Here is a 22075-nt window from a genome sequence, read left to right as displayed (position 1 = left end):
CCCACAGGCGTCCCACGACGGGCCATCGACCCGACTCAGGCGAGGTCGGCATGATCTTCGTCAGTCAGCTGGATGTTGGCGGCGGCGACATTCTCGTTCAGATGCTGGATCGAGCCCGTGCCAGGGATCGCCAGCATCGCCGGCGACAACGCCAGCAACCAGGCCAGTGCGACCTGGGAGGGTGTGGCAGCGTGCCGCTTCGCTACTCGGTCCAGCCGCGCCTCGTCGAGGTTGCCCGCGCCTCCGCCCAGCGGAAAGAATGGACAGAAAGCTATGCCTGCCTCCTCGCAGGCCTTGAGCAACCCCAAGTCCTGGCGTCTGGCGATGTGAAAGTTGTTTTGGACCGCCGCGACCGGCGCGATGGCGCGGGCTTGCGTCAGATGACCGTGGTCGATGTTGCTCAGGCCAAGGTGGCGTATCAGGCCTTCCTCGCGCAGCGCGGCCAGCGCTTCGAATCGCTCCGCCAGGGACTCGCCGTGGGGCGGCGACATTTCGCCGATGCGCAGATAGACCAGGTCAAGACGATCCAGGCCCAGGTTTGTCAGGTTCGCTTCAACCAGCCCTCGCATCTGGGAACCCGTTGCCGGACGGTGACTGCCATCTGCATTGAACACCACGCCCACCTTGGTGGCGATCACCAAGTCGGACGGGTAGGGGTGCAATGCCTCGCGGATAAGCGAGTTGGCACGCACGGTGCCATCGCTGCTGCGATAGAAATCAGCCGTGTCGATCAGATTGACGCCCAGTTCCAAGGCACGGCGCAGTACCGCGCGTCCGGTTTCAGGGTCGCGCGCCGGCCCTCGAAAGCCGTTGCAGGGCAGGCGCATGGCGCCAAAGCCGAGCCGGTTGATGGGCAGGTCTGCGCCAAGGCGCCATTGACGTGGATTGAGAGCGGGTGTGTTCATGTTGTCCCTCCGGACAAGGCCTTGGCCGATTCAACGGTCGTTGAAAAACCCCACGTGCTGCGGCGCTCAGGGTTCTCCCTGACGCCTCGATTCGAGGCTTGATGCGCCGTAGAGAAACGTCTGGACGGCATGACCGACGATGTCGTCGATCTCGCTGTCGGACAACAGTGAAGAGCGCAGCCCCGAGGCGGCCAGCAGCTTGGTGTGACCCGACACCAGGCTGATGAAGTGTTCGGCCAGGGTTTTTGCCGGGACCGTGTTCGCCAACCCTTTTCCACTTTCTTGCTGGGTCGCGATCCAGCTGGCCAGGATGTCGACGGCCTTGCCGTAGCTGACATCCCACATCGCCTGGGCAATATCGGGAAAGCGCCTGCCTTCATTCACCAGCAGCCGATGCAGCGCCAGCGTGCGTGGTGCCAGGGCCGTGTCCAGCAGGCGCTTGCCGAGAAGCGGCAGCACTTGCTCTGGCTTGCCGTTGGCGATGTTCAATTGCTCCAGCGGCTTGGCCACTTCTACGCACAGGTTGAGCATCGCTTCCTTGAAAAGCCCTTCCTTGCCGCCGAAGTGGCTGTAGATATTGCTGCGCGAGCCGCCCACGCGGGCGATCAGGTCGTCGACGGCTACGCCGTCAAAGCCGCGGTCCAGGAACTGTTCCGCCGCGACAGCCAGCAGGTCTCGAAGACGTTGGGCGCCTTTGGCTGTTCGGTGCTTGGGTGGTGTGATGGGCGGAATCGGGGTCATGGCGGGTGTCTGCAAGGGTTAATTACGTATCGTACTGTACAGTACATTTTGTAACCCGCCAACTGTCCGGCCGCGTAATAAACCAGGGGCCCATGGCAAACCTGTGGTGGCGCCTGGTTACATCTTGAAGTGCTGGACCATGGCATTCAGCTCCGTTGCCAGCAGCCCCAGTGACTGGGACGCACGGGTGGTTTGCTCGGAGCCCGTCGCCGATTGAACCGACAGGTCGCGGATGTTCAGCAAGTTCCGATCGACCGATCGGGCCACGTGGGCCTGTTCCTCGGTCGCGGTAGTGATCATCAGGTTGCGTTGGTTGATGTCGTCGTTGGCGGCCACGATGTCTGCCAGTGCGCTTTGGGTGGCCTGGGCCAGGGAAAGGGTGACGCGGGTCTTTTCGCTGCTGCTGAGCATGGTCGATACGGCCAGGTCCGTTTCGGTGCGAATGCCGCTGATCATGAGTTCAATTTCCCGTGTCGACTGCACGGTACGGTGCGCCAGCGCACGCACCTCATCGGCCACCACTGCAAAACCGCGACCGGCGTCGCCGGCTCGGGCGGCTTCGATGGCCGCGTTCAAGGCCAGCAGGTTGGTTTGTTCGGCGATGGTGCCAATCACGTCCAGCACTTTGCCAATGCCCTGAGCCTGTTCCGCCAGGCCCTCCACCTGCCTTGAACTCAGCTGCACGTTGTGGGTGAGGGCCTGGATCGCACTGAGGGTCTCGACCATGCGTTGCTGGCCACGAAGCGCAGTGTCCCGGGACGCCACGGACAGTTGCGAGGTGGACAGCGCGTTGCGGGCGACCTCTTCGATGGCCGCGGTCATTTCATTGACTGCCGTGGCTGCTTGCTCGATTTCACCGTGCTGCTGGTGGATGTCCTTGCCGGACATCTGTGTGACCGTGTTCAGTTGCGCCGTGGAGAGGGTCAGTTGCCGTGATGAGCTGGAAATCTGGCCCAGGGTCTGGATCAGGTTGTCCTGCATCGTCGCCAGCGACTCCAGCAGGCGGGTGGCCTCATCGTTGCCGGTAGGGTGGATGGGGTGACTTAAGTCACCTTCGGAAATCGTTCGCGCCGCTTTCACCGCCTGGTTCAGCGGCGAGGTAATGCTGCGAGTCAGCAGCCAGGCCACCAGGATCGTACCAATGCCCACCATGACGATCACCAGGACCACGCCACGCACGGCACGCTGGTAGGCCTCGACGCAATGATCGCCCGCGGCTTCGGCCCCAGCGTTGGAACGGTCGATCAGGTCGTCGAAGTTCTGGGTCATCTGGTCATAGGAGTTCCTGATCGTCATCAGGTATTCCCGGGCGCCGGTCTTGTCGCCTTGACGAGAACGCTTGAGCAATTCGAGATGGTTCTGCGCGTACACATCCAGGCTGGCATTGAAGGCCGCCAGGCGGGCTTTTTCTTCATCGCTTTCAAGCAGTCGAGCGTAGGTCTGCATCTGTTCGCGAACCTGCTGCAGGCGTCCGGCGGTTTTTTCTTCATAGGACTGCATGTCTTGTTCACGGGTGGAGAGGATGTGCTGCATCGACCCCATCCGATAGCGGTTCAACGCGGCGTTCGCCGCTCCCAGCGCACGCACCTGCTGGAGCCAGTTGTCCTTGATCTTGAGCGACTGATCCTGCACTTCGTCAATCTGGCGTAACGCAAAGAGCCCGAGCGCCACGCTCAGGAGGGCAATGATGACGAACCCCAGAACCATGCGAGTGGCAATGGAGAGGTGGCGTAAGCGCATGAGAAATGTCCCTTTCGCAAGTGATGGATCCGGGCACCGCCGGATGCGTTCGACGAGGTCTTGATGCGCCAGCCTGGGGCCTGCGCGGATAAACGTGACGGGCATCCCGAGGCACGAATGCCCCGCAATGCCCGTCACTGGAACGTGCAACGGATCGGCGGCTTGAGGGGGGCTCAAGCACCTGCCTGGAGCGGGAACAGCCCCATGACCAGGCACACGCCTAGAAGCAGGAAGCTCAGCGCGAACGCCCATTTGAGGGTGTACTTCTGGTGGTCGCTGAACTCCACGCCCGCCAGCCCGCACAACAGGTAGGTGGAGGCGACCAGCGGGCTGAGCAGGTGCACCGGTTGACCTACCAGCGATGCGCGGCCGATTTCCGCGGGGGAGATGCCGTACACCGCGGCCGCCTTGGCCAGCACCGGAAGCACGCCGTAGTAGAACGCGTCGTTGGACATGAAGAACGTGCCCGGGATACTCGCCAGCGCGGTGATCGGCGCCATGTACGGTCCCCAGGTCTCTGGCAGCATCGCCAGGAAGCTGGCCGACATTGCGTTGACCATGCCCGTGCCCGACAGGATGCCGGCCAGGATGCCGGCGGCGAGGAAGATCGCGATCTGGTTCAAGGCCGTTGGCGCGTGGGCGGAAATTCGTCGGCGCTGGTCATGCATGTGCGGGTAGTTGATCACCAGGGCTATCGAGAACGCGACCATGAACAGGATGGACAGCGGCAGCACTTCCGTGACCAGGCCCGTCATCAAGGCGATGGTCAGCCCGGCGTTCAGCCAGAACAACTTTGGCCGGCGCAGTTCGGCGTTCTCCTCGGACATCGAAGGCAAGCCTTCATCGCCATCATCCTCGAAAAGGGTGGCCGCCGCGCCGGCCGAAAGCCGCAGCTTGCCCAGGCGTTGGCGTTCGCGAATGCCGATGAAACAGGCCAGTGCCATGACGCCCAGGAAGGCCACGACCATCACCGGGATCAGCGGCAGGAACAGGTCCGAGGTGTCGACCTGCAGGGACGCCGCCGCCCGTGCCAACGGGCCGCCCCAAGGCAGGAGGTTGGTCACGCTCGCCGCCAGGATGACCACGCACGTCAGGCACAAGGGGTCCATGCGCAGGCGCTTGAACAACGGCAGCATCGCGGTGATGGTGATCATGTACGTCGTTGAGCCATCGCCGTCCAGCGACACCATGCCCGCGAGCAAGGTGGCGAACAGGACCGCCTTCATCGGGTCGCCGTTGATCAGCGTAATGAACTTGCGAATGATGGGATCGAACAGACCGGTATCGAACATGACCCCGAAATAGAGGATCGCGAACATCACCATGATCGCCGTCGGTGCGACCTTGCGCAGCCCCTCGATCATCATGTCGCCCATCTCCGGGCCGAAACCGGCGATCAACGCGAATACGATCGGCACTGTGGTCATGGCAACCAAGGGTGACAACCGCTTGGTCATGATCAGGGCCATGAAGGTCACGATCATGCCGTAGCCGAGTAGTGAGAGCATTTGTATCACCTTGACGTAAAGTACAATTATTTTTATGGGATCTGCGCGAGGTGCGCATCAAGGTTCCCGAAGGATTGGAATCTGCCAAGCGGGCATGGCTCGTCGAGGGCCCAGGGCGGCTCAACTCATGTGCAGGCCGCCGTTCAGGGAGAAATCGGCACCGTTGGCGTAGCCGGATTCATCGGACGCGAGCCAGGCGCACATGGAGGCGATCTCCTGGGCGGTGCCGAGGCGACGGGAAGGGATGTCCTGGATGATCCGGTCCATGACCTCGGCGGTGGTGATGGACTTGAGCTTGTCGGTGGCAATGTACCCCGGAGACACGGTGTTCACCGTCACCCGCGCGGCCCGACTTCCCGCGCCAAGGCCCGGGTGAACCCGCGGATCGCCGATTTGGCGGTGGAGTAGTTGACCTGGCCCACCTGGCCCAACTGGGCGTTGACCGAGGAAATGTTGATCACCCGTCCCCAGCCTCGCTCGACCATTGCATCGATGACCTGCTTGGTCACGTTGAAGAGCGAATTGAGATTGGTATCGATCACGGCGGCCCAATCGTTGGGCTGCATGTCGTGGAACACCACGTTTCGAGCGGTGCCGGCATTGTTGACCAGGACTTCGACCGGGCCGTATTGGCGTTTGATCTCCTCGAAGGCCCGGCGGCAGGAATCCCAGTCGGCCACGTTGCCTTCGGAGGCGATGAAGGAAAACCCCAGCGCTTTCTGCTGGGCCAGCCAGGCATTTTTCAACGGAGAGTTCGGGCCGCATCCCGCGACGACGGTAAACCCGTCTTTTGCCAATCGCTGGCAGACAGCGGTGCCCAGTGTTCCCATGCCAGCGGTGACAAAGGCGATTTTTTTGCTCATGCGTTAACTCCTGTTGTGTTTTCTTGTGGGGAGTAGTGCCGGTGGCGATGAAGGGCCACTGGCCGCTAATAGACTCCACTGCAAATTGTTTTGCAAGCTAACGCAGTACAATTTGCCGAAAAACAGGCGTCTTTTTTTACGAACGGTGGGTGCTCGGCTATCCGTGCGAGGGGTAGCCGAGGGCGGCAGTCGACCTGATCCTATTGATTTTCCTACCGTTTATTCGTCCCGGCCTCAGGCGTGCAGCAGGTGCCGAAGCTTCAGTACCGCGCTGTCAGGCGTGGTCAGCACTTCGAGCCCGCTGGCCTTGCTGGCGGCCACCGCAGCGCTGGTCATGGAAAACTGCGCAAAGCACAGCAGGTCGCTGCCTGTGATGTCGCTGGCCCGTTCGCTGATCAGTTGGTCATGGCGCGCCTGATTGCCGCGACGCAGCTCATCGAAGGCGTTGTCGCAGACATAGGTGGCCAACGCCAACTCCCGACCCTGCTGGCTTGCATGCTGTTCGAATTCCTCGACCATCGACGTGATGGCCTGGGGGAACGTCGCCAACAAGGCCAGCTTGCCGGTCCTGCGCAGCGCCTCTTCGATCATGGCTTCGTTCGGCTTGAGCACCGGGATACTCAGCGCACGTTTGCACTGGTCGATGGCATCACCGAACGCCGAACACGTGAACAGGATGCCGTCGGCGCCCGACGCCGAGGCGTAGCTCGCCAGCTTCACGAAGCGCTCGGTCAAGGCCGGCGTGAGTTCGCCCGCAGCAGCCAGATCGCGGGACAACGAGTCCTCCAGCAGGTTGGCCAGCCTGGCTTCAGGCCACAGGCGCGCGAAGGCGTCACTGATCGGCGCAATGGAGACGGCAGTGGCGTGGATCAGAAAAATCAGCGGTGCAGTCATGTGTTCCCCGGGTCGTAGTGGTGTGATTGTGTGTTATTTTTTCGCAAGGCCTGGCCTGTGGCGACAGCGTCCACTCTGCGTATCGACCCTAACCTTCTTTGATCACTGATAGCCATGAATTCAGCAGAACCGACTCTTGAACCACCCGCGGGCGATCTGTCCAGGGTCAAGGTCAAGATAAAGAAAGACCTGGCGGAGCAACTGGCGCCCAAGATCATCGACATGGCCCGCGCCCGGTCGATGCGTGCCGGTGACCCCCTGCGCGAAGAATCTTTCGCCAAGGAGCTGGGGGTTTCCCGCTCGCCGATACGCCGTGGATTCGCCTTGCTCGCCGAGCTTGGCCTGGCCGTCAAGGAGCCCAACCGCGGGTACTTCCTGACCGCTGACGCGCGGGGTATCGACAGCGGCAAGTTGCCGTTGGAGGTCGATCCGTTCGAAGACTTCTACCTGCGGGTGGTCGACGACGTGCTCCGTGGCGATATCCCCACGACGTTTTTCGAAGCCGAGCTGATGCGCAAGTACGCAGTGCCTCGTGGGCAACTGCTGAAGGTGCTCAGTCGCCTGGCCAACGAAGCCATGGTCGAGCGCAAGCCCGGGCAGGGCTGGGAGATCAATAGTTTCCTGCACGACTCCAAGGCCCATATCCAGAGCTACCGCTTTCGCATGGCCATCGAGCCTGCGGCCTTGCTCGAACCCGGCTACGTGGTAGACAAGGTGGCCTTCGCCAAGGCGCGCACGGCGCAGCAGCAATTGCTCGACGGCGACATCTTCAAGCTGTCGCGCTCGCAGTTGTTCCAGATCGGTGCACAGTTGCACGAGCTGATCGTCCGTTGTTCGGGCAACGCATTCTTTCTTGAAGCCATCCGCCGCCAGAACCAGTTGCGTCGCTTCATGGCCTACAAGGCCAACGTGGATCGGCCTCGGTTGATCAACCAGTGTAAAGAGCACATCCAACTCCTGGACTTGATCGAAAGTGGGCAGCGTGAAGCGGCTGCGGATTTTTTGCGCAACCACCTCGATGTCGTCGGCCGGCAAAAAACTGAAAAAGAAGCCAGGGACGAGCTGGAGCACCAGCGCAGCCTTGAGGTTTCCGCCCGCCGTTAAGTCGTCTCTGCACGCCTGTCGTCTCCTGTCGCCCCCGTTTTGCGTCCGGCCAGCTTGCCAATGCGACATCGGACGCTCGTGGGACTCAAGCATTGCGCAAATTGTATATTCATGCAATAAAATGCAATCTGTCGACCTGCGAAGGCGATAGCGTCCGGGTTCATGGCCTTGGCGGGGCCCGTGAGCAGTGCTCCGGTCTTCGTTCAAAATTGTACGTTGTGGTGACGATGTACATAAAAGGTCGTTTCAGTCCCGGCCAAACACATCCGCTCAATAAAAAGGTAAGGGGTTAGCGATGCGCATTTTGGTACTTCCTGGTGATGGTATCGGTCCGGAAATCATCGAGTCTTCGATGTCGGTTCTCAAAGCAGCCAATCAGAAGCTCGGCCTCGGGCTGACATTCGACTATGACGATGTCGGCTTTGCCAGCTTGAGCAAATACGGCACCACCCTGCGCGAAGAAGTGCTGGAAAAGGCCAAGGGCTACGACGGCATCATCCTCGGCACCCAATCCCATGCGGATTACCCGGCGCCTGAAAAGGGCGGGCGGAATGTGTCGGCCGGCTTCCGGATCGGCCTGGACCTCTATGCCAACGTCCGGCCAGCCCGTACCCGACCGTTCCTGGCCTCGAACATGAAGGAAGGCAAGGTGATGGACCTGGTGATCATGCGCGAGGCCACCGAGGGGTTCTACCCGGATCGCAACATGAGCCGTGGCTGGGGTGAGGTGATGCCGACGCCGGACATGGCCCTGTCCACGCGCAAGATCACCCGCCATTGCAGTGAGCGCATCGCTCGCCGGGCGTTCGAACTGGCCATGAAGCGCGGGAAGAAAGTCACCGCCATCCATAAGGCCAACAGTTTCCACATGACCGACGGCCTCTTCCTGGAGTGCGTTCGGGACGTGGCCAGGGAATTTCCGCAGGTTGTCCTCGACGACTTGCTGGTCGACGCCTCGACCGCTCACCTGGTGCGCAACCCGGAGCGTTTCGACGTGCTGGTCGCGACGAATTTCTATGGCGATATCCTCAGCGACCTGGCCAGCGAGTTGTCCGGCAGCCTCGGGCTTGCGGGCTCGATGATGGCCAGCGATCACCATTGCTGTGCCCAGGCCCAACATGGCTCGGCACCGGACATCGCCGGCCAGGACAAGGCCAATCCGGTGTCGATGATCCTTTCCGTCGGCATGTTGCTGGCGTGGATGGGCGAGCACCACGGTCGGCCGGCCTTGATCGACGCCGCGCAGGCAATCGACAAGGCGGTCGATGCCGTGCTGGAGGACCCTCGCCAGCGCACCCCTGACCTCGGCGGCGCCTTCGGGACCCAGGCCTTCGGCAACGCGGTCGCGAACCTCATCCTGGGCTGAGCGGCGAGGACGCCGCATCGGCCATGGCGGCCGGCGGCTGTCGGATAACTACATCGGCCTGGTCCCGCACCCACTTCAGGCGAGACCGGGCCCGAGGAGCGAACAGTGAGTCAATTACTACTGGGTTGCATCGCCGATGATTTCACCGGCGCAACGGACCTGGCCAGTACCCTGGTGAGCGGCGGGATGCGAACATTGCTGGTGATCGGCATTCCACAGGGGCCCCTACCGGGGGACATCGATGCGGTCGTGATCGCCCTGAAAAGCCGGACCATTGCCAGCGAGGCCGCCGTCAGCCGGTCATTGCAAGCGTTGCAGTGGATGCGCGGGGCGCAATGTCGGCAGTTTTTCTTCAAATACTGCTCGACCTTCGACTCCACTCCCCAGGGCAACATCGGCCCTGTCGCCGACGCCTTGGCGCAGGCTCTGGGCGTGTCGTTCGTCGTGGCATGCCCGGCGTTTCCGGAGAACCAGCGCACCCTGTTCCAAGGGCACTTGTTTGTCGGCGATGTGCTGTTAAGCGAGTCAGGCATGCGCAATCATCCGCTGACGCCCATGACCGACGCCAACCTGGTGCGCGTGCTGCAACAGCAGACGGGCAGGGCGGTGGGGTTGGTTGCGCACGGGGTCGTCAGGCAAGGTGCGGACGCCATTTCAGCTCGCTTGCAGTCCCTCCAGGCCCAGGGTTTCGGCTACGCCATCGTCGATGCCATCGAAGATGAGCATCTGCATGCGATTGGCACGGCGTTGGCCCACCATCTGCTGATCACGGGGGGCTCCGGCGTGGCCCGGGGCTTGCCAGGCAATTTCCGGCGCGCCGGTTTACTCGGTGAAGCTCAGGCTGCCTCGGTGCTGCCCGTGCTCGAAGGGTTCGGTGCGGTGGTGTCGGGCAGTTGTTCGTTGGCAACCAACGGGCAGGTCGAGCATTGGCGCAAGGAGAGGCCAAGCTTCGCCATCGATCCGTTGCAGTTGGCCAATGGGCAGGACTTGGTGCGCGCCGCCCTCGAATGGGCCCAGGGCCTGCTCGCGGCCGGGCCGGTCTTGATCTACGCCAGCGCTGCTGCCGATTCGGTGAACCGTGCCCAACAGGCACTTGGCGTTGAAGCCGCCGGCCAGCTCGTGGAAGAGGCCTTGTCCGCCATCGCCGTGGGGCTCTACAACCTGGGCGTGCGTAAATTGGTGGTGGCGGGTGGCGAAACGTCTGGGGCGGTCGTCAAGGCGCTCGGGATCAAGGCCCTGAGAATCGGCACCACGATCGACCCCGGTGTGCCCTGGACCCTCGGCCTGCGAGACGATCCGCTGGCGCTGGCACTCAAGTCGGGCAATTTCGGCTCGGTCGATTTCTTCGAGAAGGCGTTGGCCTGTGCGCCTTAGGGCGTTGTTCACCTCGCTGGGGCGGTGGTGGGCGACCCCGGTCGTCGGTGCGGCGGGCGCCTGGCTGGCCAGCGTCTTCCATTGGCCGCTGCCCTGGATCATTGGCTCGATGCTGGCGGTCATCCTGGTGCGTTGCCTGGGTGGGCCCCTGGGGGAAATACCCTATGGCCGCCTGTCAGGCCAATGGATGATCGCCACCTCCATCGGCCTGCATTTCACACCGGCGGTGCTGGAGCAGATCCTCGGGCATTTCGTGATGATGGCGTCCGCGGCGGTTCTGACGATGCTGCTGGCACTGCTGGGCATCGCCTTCATGCAGCGCAGGGGCATGGACCTGACCACTGCATTCTTCGCGTTCATGCCGGCGAACTTCTCCGAGATGATCCAGGCCGGCATCCGGCACAAGGCCAACGTCAGCCAGATTGCCGCTGCGCACAGCATGCGCCTGGTGCTGATCGTCCTGTGCGTGCCGCCGGCGATGTTCTTCACCGCTCAGGTCTCACCCTCGGTGGTTCCCGCGCGCCTGCCAAGTGACTGGTATTGGTTGCTGCCGCTCCTGGCAGGCGGGGCGCTCACGGCCGTCATCTGGAAGCGCTGCCGGTTGCCCAACCCATGGATGTTCGGCCCCATGGCCTGCTGTGCCGTGGTCACGGCTGCCTGCAACGTGCAAACCGCATTGCCGGTGGAGCTCAGTCACTATGGGCAGTTGATGATTGGCTGCGCCCTGGGCGGTTACTTCGACCGGCAGTTCTTCCGCTCCTCTCCGGCCTTCCTGCTCAAGGTGTCGGTGTTCACGGTGATCATGATCATGTCGACCGTGGGGCTGGCGGCGCTCATCGGGCTTTGGCTTCATGTCCCGCTGATGACGCTGGCCCTCGGGATGATGCCGGGCAGCAGCACGGAAATGTACCTGACCGCCGAAGCATTGAACCTGGCCGTGGGGGTGGTGACCGCGATGCAGATCATGCGGCTTGTCGTGGTGATGCTCTGTGCCGAGCCGATCCATGGCGCATGGCTGAAGTATCTGCGCAATCGCCGCATGTGAGGCCGGGAAACCACGGCGCGGCCCCGGCAGGCACTGCTGCATCCGGGGCGCGAGGGCGCCGGCGTCACCAGTTGGCGGCGAAAACGCTGCGCAACTCCTCGATCGCGCGCTCGTCCAGCGGCGCCGGCTTGGGGTCGCTCATCAGCCAGAGCTTTGCCGTCTCCTCCAGCTCCTCCAGCGCGAAGCTGGCCTTCGATACCGAACTTTCCCACACCACCGGACCAAGGCGCTCCAGCATCACGCCCCGCACACGCTGTGCCCATAGCGCCACTTGCGCGGCGACCTCGGGCGAGCCCGGCCGTTGATAGGCGATCAGGGGAATGTGCCCGACCTTCATCACTTGATAGGGCGTCAAGGGCGGGAGGATGTCGTCGTCGTGCCAGACGCCTGCCAGGGTCAGCGCCACGAGCGCGGTCGAATGGGTGTGCACGACGCCGTTGACGGTTGGATTGCGGTCGTACACCTGCCGGTGCAGCGCCAAGGTCTTGGACGGCTTGCTGCCGGAGACCCAACTGCCGTCCCGGCTGACTTTGGCGATCTGCGCGGGCTCCAGCCGGCCCAGGCAAGCGTCCGTCGGGGTGATCAGCCAGCCATCTTCCAGGCGCGCACTGATATTGCCGGCGCTGCCAACGGCATAGCCGCGGGCATACAGGCTTGCGCCAACGGTGCAGATTTCTTCGCGCAGTTGCTGCTCGTGATGACTCATCGTGGGTGTTCCTCGGTGGCCGTGACAGTGCCGTGCTCGGGGTCGAGTGGGCCAGGGGCGTCGGTTGATAATGCGCGCCGCGCCAGGATGGGGGATTTTTCCGCCAACGAGCCGCTCAGGTGCTGGCTCATCAGGCGCGCCGCCTCGACGTTGTCACCCTGTTCCACTCGCTCGATCATCTGGATGTGTTCGGCGCACTGTTTGTAGAAGCGGTTGCGGTCGATCATCGAGCGGTATTCGATCAGCCGCCGCATGTTGTTCATCTGCACCAGGATCATGTGGTAGAGCGGGTTGCCCGAGAGCTGGATGAACGCTTCATGGAAGCGAATGCCGCTTTTGAGCAGCACGTCGGCGGGCAGGGTCTCGATGCCGCCGTCGAGCAGGCTCTGCTGCTCTTTCTTCAATTGCAGAAGTTTGCTGGCATCAGGCTGGTAAGTCTGTTCCAGCAGCGCCGCGGGTTCGATCAGCGAGCGCACCTTGTAGATCTGTTCGAGGCTTTCCGGGGTCTTCGCCACATCCAGCAAGCGCCAGCCGTAACCGGGTTTCGGCGTCACCCAGCCGACGTTCGCGGCACGGTTGAGCACGTCGACGACCTGGGCTTTTGTCAGGTCGTAGCGCGTGCGCAGCATGTGTTCGGTCACTTCTGCGGGAATGGCGTTGTTCAGCCAATCCTCGGAGAGGCGGTAATAGGCTTCCGGCTCCTCCAACGGGACCCCTTCATCGTGGATATTTGTCACGGGGACCAGGGCGTCGAGAACGAAGAAACCACGATTGGGCCGTTGTTCGAGGGCCGATTGGTCCGCCAGCAGCACCAGTGCCTCGCGGGCAGGCGAACGCGAGACGTTGAACTGGTCAGCCACTTTCTGCGCGCTGAGATGATCGCCCGTGGCCAATTCTCCGGTCTGGATTTTCTGCCGGATCTGTGCGGCGATTCGTTGCACCAGGGCGCTTGAAGCCATGTCTGTCGTTACTCAAGGCATTGAGGGAAGGTTGACCTTGCTTCGGCCTCGCTGGACCGGAAAGGTATTTCGCAAGTATTGCATTTTGGTGCACCAATATGAAATCTGCTTGGAGATTTCAGCCGATGGGAGCCATCGCAGGCGTTAAGTTATCCGATTTTTCATAAAATTGTACTTTGTTGCCTTGCAAAGCAATTTAGACTGACGTCTAGTAGGCATGCGGGCTCGCCAGCCCGATGGATCAACGACCGCAAGGCACTCACGCCAGCCTCTCCACCAGGAATCAACGGGTGCGATACGACATTACCAGCCTGGACCTTTTCATCACCGTCGCCGAAGAGCGCAACCTGACCCATGCGGCCCGGCGCCGGCACCTGGCGGTGTCGGCGATCAGCAAGCGCATTTCCGAGCTCGAAGCCCAGGTGGGCTCCTCGCTGTTGATACGTAACGCACGGGGCGTGGACCTCACGCCGGCGGGACAATCGCTGCTGTTCTATGCCCGCCAGGTCAAGCAGACCCTTGAGCAACTGGACCATGAACTGGGCGACTACGCCACCGGCGTCAAGGGCCATGTCCGTATCCATGCCATCACCTCGGCGCTCTCCCAGTTCCTGCCGGACGACGTGTCGCGTTTCGTGGCGCTCTATCCGCAGATCAAGTTCGACATCGAGGAACGGGTGGGGTCGGCGGTCATCCGGGCCGTGGCCGATGGTCGTGCCGACCTGGGCATCATCGCGGCCCAGACGCCGGCCCAGGGCCTGGAAACCCTGCCTTATCGCGATGATGAACTGACCCTGGTCGTGCCGGGAGGCCACCCGTTGGCGGCCCGCGAGTCGGTGCGTTTCAAGCAGGTCCTGGCCCATGAGTTTGTCGGGCCGCACCTGGAAAGCTCGATGCACACGCTGCTGACCGACGAGGCGCAAAAGCTGGGCAGGGCGCTCAAGCTCAGGATCCGTATCAGCAGCTTCGACTGCATGTGCCGCATGGTGTCGACGGGCCTGGGGCTCGCCGTGCTGCCACGCAGCGTGATCAACCAATACCTGCGCAGCCACAGGCTCAAGGCCGTGACCCTGGATGAACCTTGGGCGCGCCGTTCGCTGTTGCTGGTCTGCAAGAAATACGACACCGCTTCACCCACCCTCAAAGCCTTGATCGAACACCTGAGTCATCGCCACGACACCAGAGCGTTCTCCGATAGAGAACGCTGACGTGGCAATTGATCAATTTTCACCCGCAGGGGTTGCTCCTACTATCGGTTGATCAGCGGTAACGACTGGTTAACCCGAGCCCCGCGACCTTATAAAAAAGCCTGAGCGATAGAGCATGACCGAGACTGCCCGCGACTTCATCAATCATCTGCAGATCGATGGCACACCCTATGCCTACATCGATTTGAACAAGATGTTCTCACCCCAGCAGCTATCGAAGCTGCCTTATTCGATACGCATCCTGCTGGAGAACGTCGCGCGCTGTTCCCCTCAAGCGCTGCCCTCGGTCATGGCGCGTGCCATTGGCGAGGGCCCTGATTGCGAGGTGCCTTTCCAGCCAAACCGGCTGATGTTCCACGACACCACATGCCTGCCGGCGCTGGCGGATTTCGCCGGGATGCGCGATGTGGTGGCCGAGCTGGGCGGCGATCCGCAAGCGATGAACCCGTTGATCCCTGCCGTCCTGACGATCGACCATTCGGTGATCGTCGAGCATTACGCCGAGGCCGATGCCGTCGAGCAGAACCTGGACATCGACTTCCGACGCAACAGTGAGCGTTACCGCTTCATCAAGTGGGCGCAGAAGAGCCTGGACAACTTCGGGGTGATTCCCCCTGGCACCGGCATCATCCATCAGATGAACATGGAAGCGCTGGCGCAGGTGGTCTGGGAAAGTCGCAGCGAAGACGGCCAGCGTCTGCTGCACCCGGACGACATGGTCGCCACCGACAGCCATACGCCGATGATCAACGCGATTGGCGTGCTGGGTTGGGGCGTGGGCGGCCTGGAAGGGCAGGCCGCGATGGTCGGCGAGCCGGTGCCGATCAGTTTCCCGAAAGTGGTGGGCATCCGCGTGACCAACGCCCTGCGCCCCGGTGTCACCGCCACCGACCTGTCGCTGCATGTGGCCGAGATCTTGCGCAAGCGCTCGGTGGTCGGCAAGTTCGTCGAGTTCACTGGCCCTGGGTTGTCTTCGTTGAGTTGGGCCGCTCGCGGCACGGTCTCGAACATGGCACCTGAGTACGGCGCCACGGTGGTGTTCTTCCCGTTCGACGACGAGACGCTGGCGTACTTGAAACTCAGCGGTCGTTCCGAGTCGTTGTGCAACCGTGTCGTCGGCTACATGCGCGCCCAACCGTTGTGGCGCCGCGACGCGTTGCCCGAACCCCGGTTCGATGAATGGATCGAGTTGGACCTCGACAGTATCGAGCCGAGCGTGGCCGGACCTCACCAGCCGCACCAGCGGCGAAAACTGTCCGATGTCGCGGCGTCGTTTCGCAACGAAGTCATGGGGGGCGCCAACCTGATTGCCGGGCCGGTCGAGCAGACGTTCTTCGAGCCTTCCTTCAAGGAGCCGATCACCCATGGCGCGGTGGTCATGTCCGCGATCACCAGTTGCACCAACACCGCAAACCCGTCGCAGATGATCCAGGCCGGTCTGTTGGCGCGCAAGGCGCGCCAGTTGGGCCTGCACCGCAAACCTTGGGTCAAGACGTCGCTGTCCCCGGGCTCCAGGGTGGTGGCCGACTACCTGGCGGATGCCGATCTGCTGGAAGATTTCCGCGCGCTGGGCTTTGACCTTGCCGGCTTTGGTTGCATGACCTGCATCGGCAACTCGGGGTCCCTGCAGACGCAGGTCGAGCAGTTTGCCGACCAGGGCCTGAAGGGTGTCGTGGTGTTGTCGGGTAACCGCAACTTCGAGGGTCGGGTCAACCCCAAGGTGCCTGCCGGCTACCTGGCGTCCCCGGCCCTGTGCGTGGCCTACGCCATCGCCGGCACCATCGATATCGACCTGGAATCCCAGGCGCTGGCCACGGACCGCGAGGGCAGCCCGGTGTACCTGCGTGACCTGATGCCGTCGGATGCCGAGATTGCCGCGCAAGTGGTCAAGGTGGTCAAGCCTGAGTTCTTCCAGCAACGCCTGGCCAAGGTGTGGGACGGCACGCATCATTGGCAGTCGTTGTCGGCGGAAGGGAGCGTGCAGTTCCCGTGGAGCCCGAATTCGACTTACCTGCGCCGCCCGCAATACCTGGCCGATATCAGCGCCGAGCCGAAGTCCAGCCTGGCCATCCGCGCGGCGCGCACCTTGCTGGTGTTGGGCGACAACGTCACCACCGACCACATTTCGCCGGCCTACTCGATTCCCGCCGATAGCCTGGCCGGCCAATGGTTGCTGGAGCGTGGCGAACACCCCGAGGACCTGAACCAGTATTCCACGCGTCGCAGCAACCACGAGGTGATGCTGCGTGGCGCGTTCACCAACAAGGCCGTGAAGAATCGCCTGTTGGGCGACAGCCATCCGGGCCTGGGGGCCTGGGCCTGGAACGCCGACCACACCCAGTGCCTGCCGTTGTTCGAGGCTGCCCAGAGCTATGCCAGCCAGCACACGCCCATGCTGGTGTTCGCCGGCATCAACTATGGCGCCGGCTCCAGCCGCGACTGGGCGGCCAAGGCCCAGGCCCTGCTGGGGGTGAAGGCCGTCGTGGCTCGGAGCATCGAGCGTATCCACCGCAGCAACCTGATCGGCATGGGGGTCATCCCCCTGCAATTCATGCCCGGGCAGTCGGTCGACGATCTGGCATTGCAGGGCGACGAGCGCTTCGACTTTTTCGGCCTGGATTACCTCGATGTGGGCGACAACCCCGTGAGCATGGTGATGCAGCGGGCCAACGGCGAGTCGTTGCAGGTGTCGCTGAACGTGCGTATCGACTCCCTCCAGGAGATTCGCTACCTGGTCAACGGCGGTGTGCTGCCGTTCGTGATCCGCAAGGTGGTCCAGCGCACGCAGCGGCCCGTCATCTGATACCCGGAGAATGCCCCTATGTTTGCCTATGTTGGATCAAGAACCACGCGCGAGCGCAACGCTCGCGGCGAGGGCATCAGTGTCTACAAAGTGGACCAGGAGCAGGGCACGCTGGCGCTTGTCCAAGTGGTCAAGGCGCTGGTGAACCCGTCTTTCCTGGCCTTGAACAAGGCCGGTGACCGGCTCTACACCGTTCACGGGGACCAGAGCGGCGTGAGCGCCTTCAGCATCGACAAGACGACCGGCAGGCTGACCTTCCTCAACCGGCAGGGCTGCGAAGGCCAGAACCCGGTGCACCTGGCGCTGGACCCTGGCGAGCGATTCCTGGTGGTGTCGAATCACCTTACCGGCTCGCTGGCAGTGCTGAACGTGGAAGAGGACGGGGCGCTCGGGGCGGTCAACCAACTGCTCGAACTGGAAGGGCCGATTGGCCCGCATCGGGTCGAGCAGCCGTTCTCCAAGCCGCATTTCAATGTCTTCGACCACACCGGCCAGTTCGTGCTGGTGCCGGACAAAGGCCTGGATCGGGTGTTCAGCTTTCGATTCGACGCGGGCCAGTTGTACCCGGCCGCCCAACCCTTCGTGGCGACTCGCGAGGGGGCTGGGCCGCGGCACCTGGCGTTTCACCCCCACGCGCCGTTTGCCTACGTGATCAACGAACTGGACAGCACCGTCACCACCTATCGCTTCGACGCTCGGACGGGGGCACTGGCAGCGCTTCAGAACCTGCCGTCGTTGCCTGCGACCTTCACCGGCAACAGCCGGGCGTCGGAAGTCGAAGTGGATCGCAGCGGCCGTTTTCTCTACGCCTCCAACCGGGGTTACGACAGCGTGGCGGTGTTTGCCATCGATCCGGACAGCGGTTTGTTGAGCCCGGTGCAATTCACGCCCACCGACGGCAAGACGCCCCGTTTCTTCGCGCTCACACCCAATGGGCAGTTTCTTTTCGCACTCAACGAAGACAGCGACACCCTTGTCTCGATGGCCGTGGACCCGGACACGGGTGGCCTTGCCAGGACAGGGTTTTCGGTTTCGACGGGCAGCCCTGTCTGCATGGTCTTCTCGCCCTGAGCGTTCTGATCCACCCCCTGCAATGACACCAGCAGGTTACCGCCTGCTTCAACGAGGTCGCCATGAACAATAACAAGCCTGATGAAGCCGCGATCGTTCGCAAGGTTACCCTGCGAATCATCCCTTTCGTTTTCCTGCTCTACATCGTCTCCTATCTCGACCGTGCCAACATCGGCTATGCCGCCCTGCAAATGAACAAGGAGCTCGCCCTGTCCAGCGAGGCCTTCGGTTTCATCTCGGGGATCTTCTTCATCGGCTACTTCCTGTTTGAAGTGCCGAGCAACGTGATGTTGAACAAGTTCGGCGCCAGGGTCTGGATCGCCCGCATCCTGGTGACCTGGGGTTGCATCGCCGCCCTGACCGCGTTCGCGCAGACCGCCAACCAGCTCTACATCCTGCGTTTTTTCCTCGGTGTGGCCGAGGCCGGTTTTTTCCCGGGCATCATCGTCTACCTGACCTTCTGGTTTCGCGCCAAGGAACTGGCCACCACGGTGGCGTTGTTCACAGCGGCGATCCCGGTGAGCTACATCATCGGCGCGCCCATGAGCACTTGGATCATGGACAACGTCAGCTGGTTCGACTGGAGCGGGTGGCGCTGGATGCTGTTCCTGGAAGGCATTCCCGCGGTGTTCCTCGGTGTTGCCTGCTTCTTCTACCTGACGGACCGCCCCGAACAGGCCAAATGGTTGAAGCCTGAGGAGCAGCAATGGTTGATCGCCGAGTTGGAGCGCGATCGCCTGAGCCGCAAGGACGTCAAGAGCCTGGGCGTCTACAAGACCATGACCCACCCCAAGGTCCTGTACCTGGCGTTCATCTATTTTGTCTACCAGTGCGGCAGCCTCGGCGTCGGCTACTGGATGCCACAGATCATCAAGGGCTTTTCCGAGTCACTGACCCATACGCAGATTGGCCTGATCGCAATGCTGCCGTACATCGTCGCCACGGCGGCGATGATTCTCTGGTCGCGGCATTCGGATCTGCGCAATGAACGCAAGCTGCATTCGGCCCTTCCATTGTTGATGGCCGCGCTGGGCCTGGTCGGTGCGGCGGTGCTGGGCAATCCATTCCTGGCCATGGCGATGATCTGCATTGCGCTGTCCGGGCTCTACAGTTTCAAATCACCGTTCTGGGCCTTGCCGACGCTGTTCCTGGACCGCGCCACGGCGGCGGTGTCCATTGCGGTGATCAACTCCATCGGCAACCTTGGCGGCTTCGTCGGGCCGTCGCTGATCGGCCTGGTCAAGGGCACCAGCCACAGCGCCGCCAATGGTTTGTTGTTCCTCAGCGCGTTGTTGCTTATTGGCTTCCTGATGACGCTGTTCATGCGGGTGACCAACCGGCCAGCGCCCGACGCCGGGGCGGCCTTGGGGCGCCAGGCCCATTGAGACTGACGCCTTGTCCAGGCAAGGCTTTCACTGAACCAGGAGCAAGCAATGAGTGTTATCAGCCAAGCGGTAATCGATCAGTTGGCGCCGCAAGGCCTGCTGCGGGCAGCCATCAACTTTGGCAATCCGGTGCTGGCGCAAAAGGCTGGGGATGGATCGCCCCAAGGGGTGTCGGTCGCCCTGGCACGGGCGCTGGCCGAGGAACTCGGCGTACGCCTGGAGATGATCACGTTCGATGCGGCCGGCAAGGTCTTCGCGGCACTGGAGGAGGGGGTATGGAACGTCGCCTTCCTGGCGATCGAGCCGGTGCGTGAGGAGCAGATTGCGTTCAGCGAACCCTACGTGATCATCGAAGGGACATACCTGGTGGCTGCGGACTCGCCTTACCGGCAGGTGGAAGACCTGGACCGGCCGGGCCTGCGGTTGGCCGTCGGCAAGGGCGCGGCCTACGATCTGTTCCTTTCCCGGACGCTGGAGCATGCGCAGCTTGAGCGCGCACCGACATCCGCGGGCGCGGTGGATCTGTATGTTGAACAGGGCCTGGATGCGGCGGCCGGCGTACGCCAGCCCTTGGAGCAGGTCGCGGCGCGCAACCCACGGTACCGGGTCCTCGACGGCGCGTTCACGTCCATCCGGCAGGCGATGGCCGTGCCACGTCGCTGCGAAGCCGCAGCGGCCTACGTCCGGGATTTCATCGAGCGTAAGAAAGCCGAAGGCTTTGTCCACGCCGCATTGGCCGCCAGTGGGCAGGCTGACGTGACGGTGGCGCCGTCAGCGTGAAGTGAGAGGAGGGTGGGGCTAGCGCTTTCGAAAGCAACCTCACCCCCCTAGGTTGTGTACGAAACAGTTTGAAACGCAGGTTAGGCAAGGCAAAAACCGGCGAGGAACGACCGGGGTCGCGCTCGACTTGACTGGTTGTCAATGAGCATTCCGAGCCGGTTTTTAACGCCGCATAACCAAGTTTCAGGCTATTTCGTACATAGCCTAGGGCAAACCCGTCAGGTCACCACGCGATAGCACGGGACATACGCCGCGCCGCCGGGCAGTTTCATGCGGTGCTGGGCGACGAAGGCCTGGAGCAGGCGGTCGAGGGGTTCCATGATGGCGGGGTCGCCGTGGATCTCGTACGGCCCGTGTTCCTCGATCAGGCGAATGCCCTTGTCCTTGACGTTGCCTGCCACGATGCCCGAGAACGCCCGGCGCAGGTTGGCGGCCAGTTCGTGGGGCGGCAAGTCGCGGCTCAGGCCCAGGCTGGCCATGTTGGCGTGGGTCGGGTCGAACGGGCGCTGGAAGCCTTCGTCGATCTTCAGCAACCAATTGAAGTGGAACGCGTCGTTGCGCTCGCGGCGGAACTGCTTGACCTCCTTGAGGCCCTGGGTCATCTGCCGCGCCACTTCGGCCGGGTCATCGATGATGATCTGGTAATGCTTCTGCGCCGCTTCGCCCAGGGTCGCGCCGACAAAGGCGTGCAACTGGTCGAGGTACGGCGCCGCGCTTTTCGGCCCGGTGAGGATCACCGGGAAGGGCAGGTCCTGGTTGGACGGGTGCATCAGGATGCCCAGCAGGTAGAGGAACTCTTCCGCGGTGCCGGCACCGCCCGGGAAAATGATGATGCCGTGGCCGACGCGCACGAAGGCCTCCAGGCGCTTCTCGATGTCCGGCAGGATCACCAGCTCATTGACGATCGGGTTCGGCGCCTCGGCGGCGATGATGCCCGGTTCGGTCAGGCCCAGGTAGCGACCACCGTGGATGCGCTGCTTGGCGTGGGCAATGGTGGCGCCTTTCATCGGGCCCTTCATCACGCCCGGACCGCAGCCGGTGCAGATGTCCAGGCTGCGCAGGCCCAGCTCGTGGCCGACTTTCTTGGTGTACTTGTATTCTTCGGTGTTGATCGAGTGCCCGCCCCAGCACACGACAATCTTCGGCTCCACGCCAGGGCGCAAGGTGCGGGCGTTGCGCAGCAGGTGGAAGACGTAGTCGCTGATGCCCTGGGACGAGCTGAGGTCGATGCGCTGGCTGTCCAGTTCGTTTTCGGTGTAGACGATGTCGCGCAGGGCGCTGAACAGCATTTCCCGGGTGCTGGCGATCATTTCACCGTCGACGAAGGCATCGGCCGGTGCGTTCAGCAGCTCCAGGCGCACGCCACGGTCCTGCTGGTGAATACGGATCTCGAAGTCCTTGTAGGCTTCGAGGATGGTCTTGGCGTTGTCGACATGGGCGCCGGTATTGAGGATAGCCAGGGCGCACTGGCGGAAGAGGGTGTAGATACTGCCGGAACCGGCTTCACTCAGTTGCTGGACTTCGCGCTGGGACAAGGTCTCCAGGCTGCCCTTTGGGCTCACCGAGGCATTGATTACATGTCTTTGAGTCATTCAGCGTTCCTTGAAAACGATGCCGTGCACA

General features: G+C 62.6%; 17 protein-coding genes and 1 pseudogene. 9 read left to right on the top strand and 9 right to left on the bottom strand.

Annotation, left to right across the window (positions count from 1 at the left end):
* Positions 1 to 35: 35 nt before the first annotated feature.
* The 6 genes and pseudogenes from KI241_RS15610 to KI241_RS15585 form a co-directional block, all read right to left on the bottom strand.
* The gene (locus KI241_RS15610; protein ID WP_047738921.1) at positions 36 to 905 is read right to left on the bottom strand and encodes an aldo/keto reductase; all 870 of its coding nucleotides are present in this window, start codon (positions 903 to 905) and stop codon (positions 36 to 38) included.
* Positions 906 to 971: 66 nt separating this feature from the next.
* Positions 972 to 1646 carry a TetR/AcrR family transcriptional regulator gene (locus tag KI241_RS15605; RefSeq protein WP_047738920.1) on the bottom strand — a complete coding sequence of 225 codons (675 nt, stop codon included), beginning with the start codon at positions 1644 to 1646 and terminating at the stop codon, positions 972 to 974.
* A gap of 117 nt (positions 1647 to 1763) precedes the next feature.
* Entirely contained in the window at positions 1764 to 3386 is a 1623-nt protein-coding gene (locus KI241_RS15600) for a methyl-accepting chemotaxis protein (RefSeq protein ID WP_212802699.1), read from the bottom strand.
* 173 nt (positions 3387 to 3559) lie between these two features.
* Positions 3560 to 4894, bottom strand: coding sequence for a CitMHS family transporter (locus KI241_RS15595; RefSeq protein ID WP_047738918.1), 1335 nt, complete (start codon positions 4892 to 4894; stop codon positions 3560 to 3562).
* Between the two features lie 120 nt (positions 4895 to 5014).
* Positions 5015 to 5757: pseudogene (phbB, locus tag KI241_RS15590) on the bottom strand (acetoacetyl-CoA reductase).
* Positions 5758 to 5991: 234 nt separating this feature from the next.
* Positions 5992 to 6651, bottom strand: a complete 660-nt coding sequence (locus KI241_RS15585) for an aspartate/glutamate racemase family protein (RefSeq protein ID WP_053143723.1) — start codon at positions 6649 to 6651, stop codon at positions 5992 to 5994.
* Between the two features lie 114 nt (positions 6652 to 6765).
* Between KI241_RS15585 and KI241_RS15580 the strand changes: the two genes are divergently transcribed.
* The 4 genes from KI241_RS15580 (at position 6766) to KI241_RS15565 (ending at position 11540) form a co-directional block, all read left to right on the top strand.
* Complete coding sequence (locus tag KI241_RS15580; RefSeq protein ID WP_080964355.1) at positions 6766 to 7755, top strand: GntR family transcriptional regulator; 990 nt, start codon at positions 6766 to 6768, stop codon at positions 7753 to 7755.
* 295 nt (positions 7756 to 8050) lie between these two features.
* The gene (locus KI241_RS15575; protein ID WP_212802698.1) at positions 8051 to 9121 is read left to right on the top strand and encodes an isocitrate/isopropylmalate dehydrogenase family protein; all 1071 of its coding nucleotides are present in this window, start codon (positions 8051 to 8053) and stop codon (positions 9119 to 9121) included.
* Between the two features lie 105 nt (positions 9122 to 9226).
* Positions 9227 to 10495 carry a 3-oxo-tetronate kinase gene (gene otnK, locus KI241_RS15570; protein WP_212802697.1) on the top strand — a complete coding sequence of 423 codons (1269 nt, stop codon included), beginning with the start codon at positions 9227 to 9229 and terminating at the stop codon, positions 10493 to 10495.
* On the top strand, positions 10485 to 11540 hold the full coding sequence (locus KI241_RS15565; protein WP_212802696.1) for an AbrB family transcriptional regulator: 1056 nt from the start codon (positions 10485 to 10487) through the stop codon (positions 11538 to 11540). The genes otnK and KI241_RS15565 overlap by 11 nt, the downstream gene beginning before the upstream one ends.
* A gap of 64 nt (positions 11541 to 11604) precedes the next feature.
* Here the strand turns inward: KI241_RS15565 and KI241_RS15560 are convergent, their stop codons facing one another.
* Entirely contained in the window at positions 11605 to 12246 is a 642-nt protein-coding gene (locus tag KI241_RS15560; RefSeq protein ID WP_212802695.1) for an aldolase, read from the bottom strand.
* On the bottom strand, positions 12243 to 13205 hold the full coding sequence (locus KI241_RS15555) for a GntR family transcriptional regulator (protein WP_212802694.1): 963 nt from the start codon (positions 13203 to 13205) through the stop codon (positions 12243 to 12245). Before KI241_RS15555 ends, KI241_RS15560 begins: the two co-directional genes overlap by 4 nt.
* Positions 13206 to 13495: 290 nt before the next feature.
* Between KI241_RS15555 and KI241_RS15550 the strand changes: the two genes are divergently transcribed.
* The 5 genes from KI241_RS15550 (at position 13496) to KI241_RS15530 (ending at position 20452) form a co-directional block, all read left to right on the top strand.
* Positions 13496 to 14413, top strand: coding sequence for a LysR substrate-binding domain-containing protein (locus KI241_RS15550; protein WP_053007406.1), 918 nt, complete (start codon positions 13496 to 13498; stop codon positions 14411 to 14413).
* A 115-nt stretch (positions 14414 to 14528) separates the two neighbouring features.
* On the top strand, positions 14529 to 17216 hold the full coding sequence (gene acnA / locus KI241_RS15545) for an aconitate hydratase AcnA (RefSeq protein ID WP_212802693.1): 2688 nt from the start codon (positions 14529 to 14531) through the stop codon (positions 17214 to 17216).
* Between the two features lie 18 nt (positions 17217 to 17234).
* Positions 17235 to 18287: a lactonase family protein gene (locus KI241_RS15540; RefSeq protein ID WP_212802692.1), complete on the top strand. Its 1053-nt coding sequence runs from the start codon at positions 17235 to 17237 to the stop codon at positions 18285 to 18287.
* 62 nt (positions 18288 to 18349) lie between these two features.
* Positions 18350 to 19672, top strand: a complete 1323-nt coding sequence (locus KI241_RS15535) for an MFS transporter (protein ID WP_047738908.1) — start codon at positions 18350 to 18352, stop codon at positions 19670 to 19672.
* A gap of 48 nt (positions 19673 to 19720) precedes the next feature.
* Positions 19721 to 20452 carry a transporter substrate-binding domain-containing protein gene (locus KI241_RS15530; protein ID WP_047738907.1) on the top strand — a complete coding sequence of 244 codons (732 nt, stop codon included), beginning with the start codon at positions 19721 to 19723 and terminating at the stop codon, positions 20450 to 20452.
* Between the two features lie 218 nt (positions 20453 to 20670).
* Here the strand turns inward: KI241_RS15530 and ppnN are convergent, their stop codons facing one another.
* Positions 20671 to 22044, bottom strand: coding sequence for a nucleotide 5'-monophosphate nucleosidase PpnN (gene ppnN, locus KI241_RS15525; RefSeq protein WP_042730350.1), 1374 nt, complete (start codon positions 22042 to 22044; stop codon positions 20671 to 20673).
* Positions 22045 to 22075 lie beyond the last annotated feature (31 nt).

The organism is Pseudomonas sp. Cab53 (genome assembly GCF_018325965.1).
Lineage (GTDB): Bacteria > Pseudomonadota > Gammaproteobacteria > Pseudomonadales > Pseudomonadaceae > Aquipseudomonas > Aquipseudomonas chlororaphis_E.
Note: the sequence above shows the minus strand (reverse complement) of the source record. Positions and strands in the feature narration are given on the sequence as shown.

Bases quoted from the DNA above. Each gene is read 5' to 3' on its own strand.
- KI241_RS15610 (WP_047738921.1), bottom strand. From the start codon at position 905: ATGAACACACCCGCTCTCAATCCACGTCAATGGCGCCTTGGCGCAGAC.
- KI241_RS15605 (WP_047738920.1), bottom strand. From the start codon at position 1,646: ATGACCCCGATTCCGCCCATCACACCACCCAAGCACCGAACAGCCAAA.
- KI241_RS15600 (WP_212802699.1), bottom strand. From the start codon at position 3,386: ATGCGCTTACGCCACCTCTCCATTGCCACTCGCATGGTTCTGGGGTTC.
- KI241_RS15595 (WP_047738918.1), bottom strand. From the start codon at position 4,894: ATGCTCTCACTACTCGGCTACGGCATGATCGTGACCTTCATGGCCCTG.
- KI241_RS15585 (WP_053143723.1), bottom strand. From the start codon at position 6,651: ATGACTGCACCGCTGATTTTTCTGATCCACGCCACTGCCGTCTCCATT.
- KI241_RS15580 (WP_080964355.1), top strand. From the start codon at position 6,766: ATGAATTCAGCAGAACCGACTCTTGAACCACCCGCGGGCGATCTGTCC.
- KI241_RS15575 (WP_212802698.1), top strand. From the start codon at position 8,051: ATGCGCATTTTGGTACTTCCTGGTGATGGTATCGGTCCGGAAATCATC.
- KI241_RS15560 (WP_212802695.1), bottom strand. From the start codon at position 12,246: ATGAGTCATCACGAGCAGCAACTGCGCGAAGAAATCTGCACCGTTGGC.
- KI241_RS15555 (WP_212802694.1), bottom strand. From the start codon at position 13,205: ATGGCTTCAAGCGCCCTGGTGCAACGAATCGCCGCACAGATCCGGCAG.
- acnA (WP_212802693.1), top strand. From the start codon at position 14,529: ATGACCGAGACTGCCCGCGACTTCATCAATCATCTGCAGATCGATGGC.
- KI241_RS15540 (WP_212802692.1), top strand. From the start codon at position 17,235: ATGTTTGCCTATGTTGGATCAAGAACCACGCGCGAGCGCAACGCTCGC.
- KI241_RS15535 (WP_047738908.1), top strand. From the start codon at position 18,350: ATGAACAATAACAAGCCTGATGAAGCCGCGATCGTTCGCAAGGTTACC.
- KI241_RS15530 (WP_047738907.1), top strand. From the start codon at position 19,721: ATGAGTGTTATCAGCCAAGCGGTAATCGATCAGTTGGCGCCGCAAGGC.
- ppnN (WP_042730350.1), bottom strand. From the start codon at position 22,044: ATGACTCAAAGACATGTAATCAATGCCTCGGTGAGCCCAAAGGGCAGC.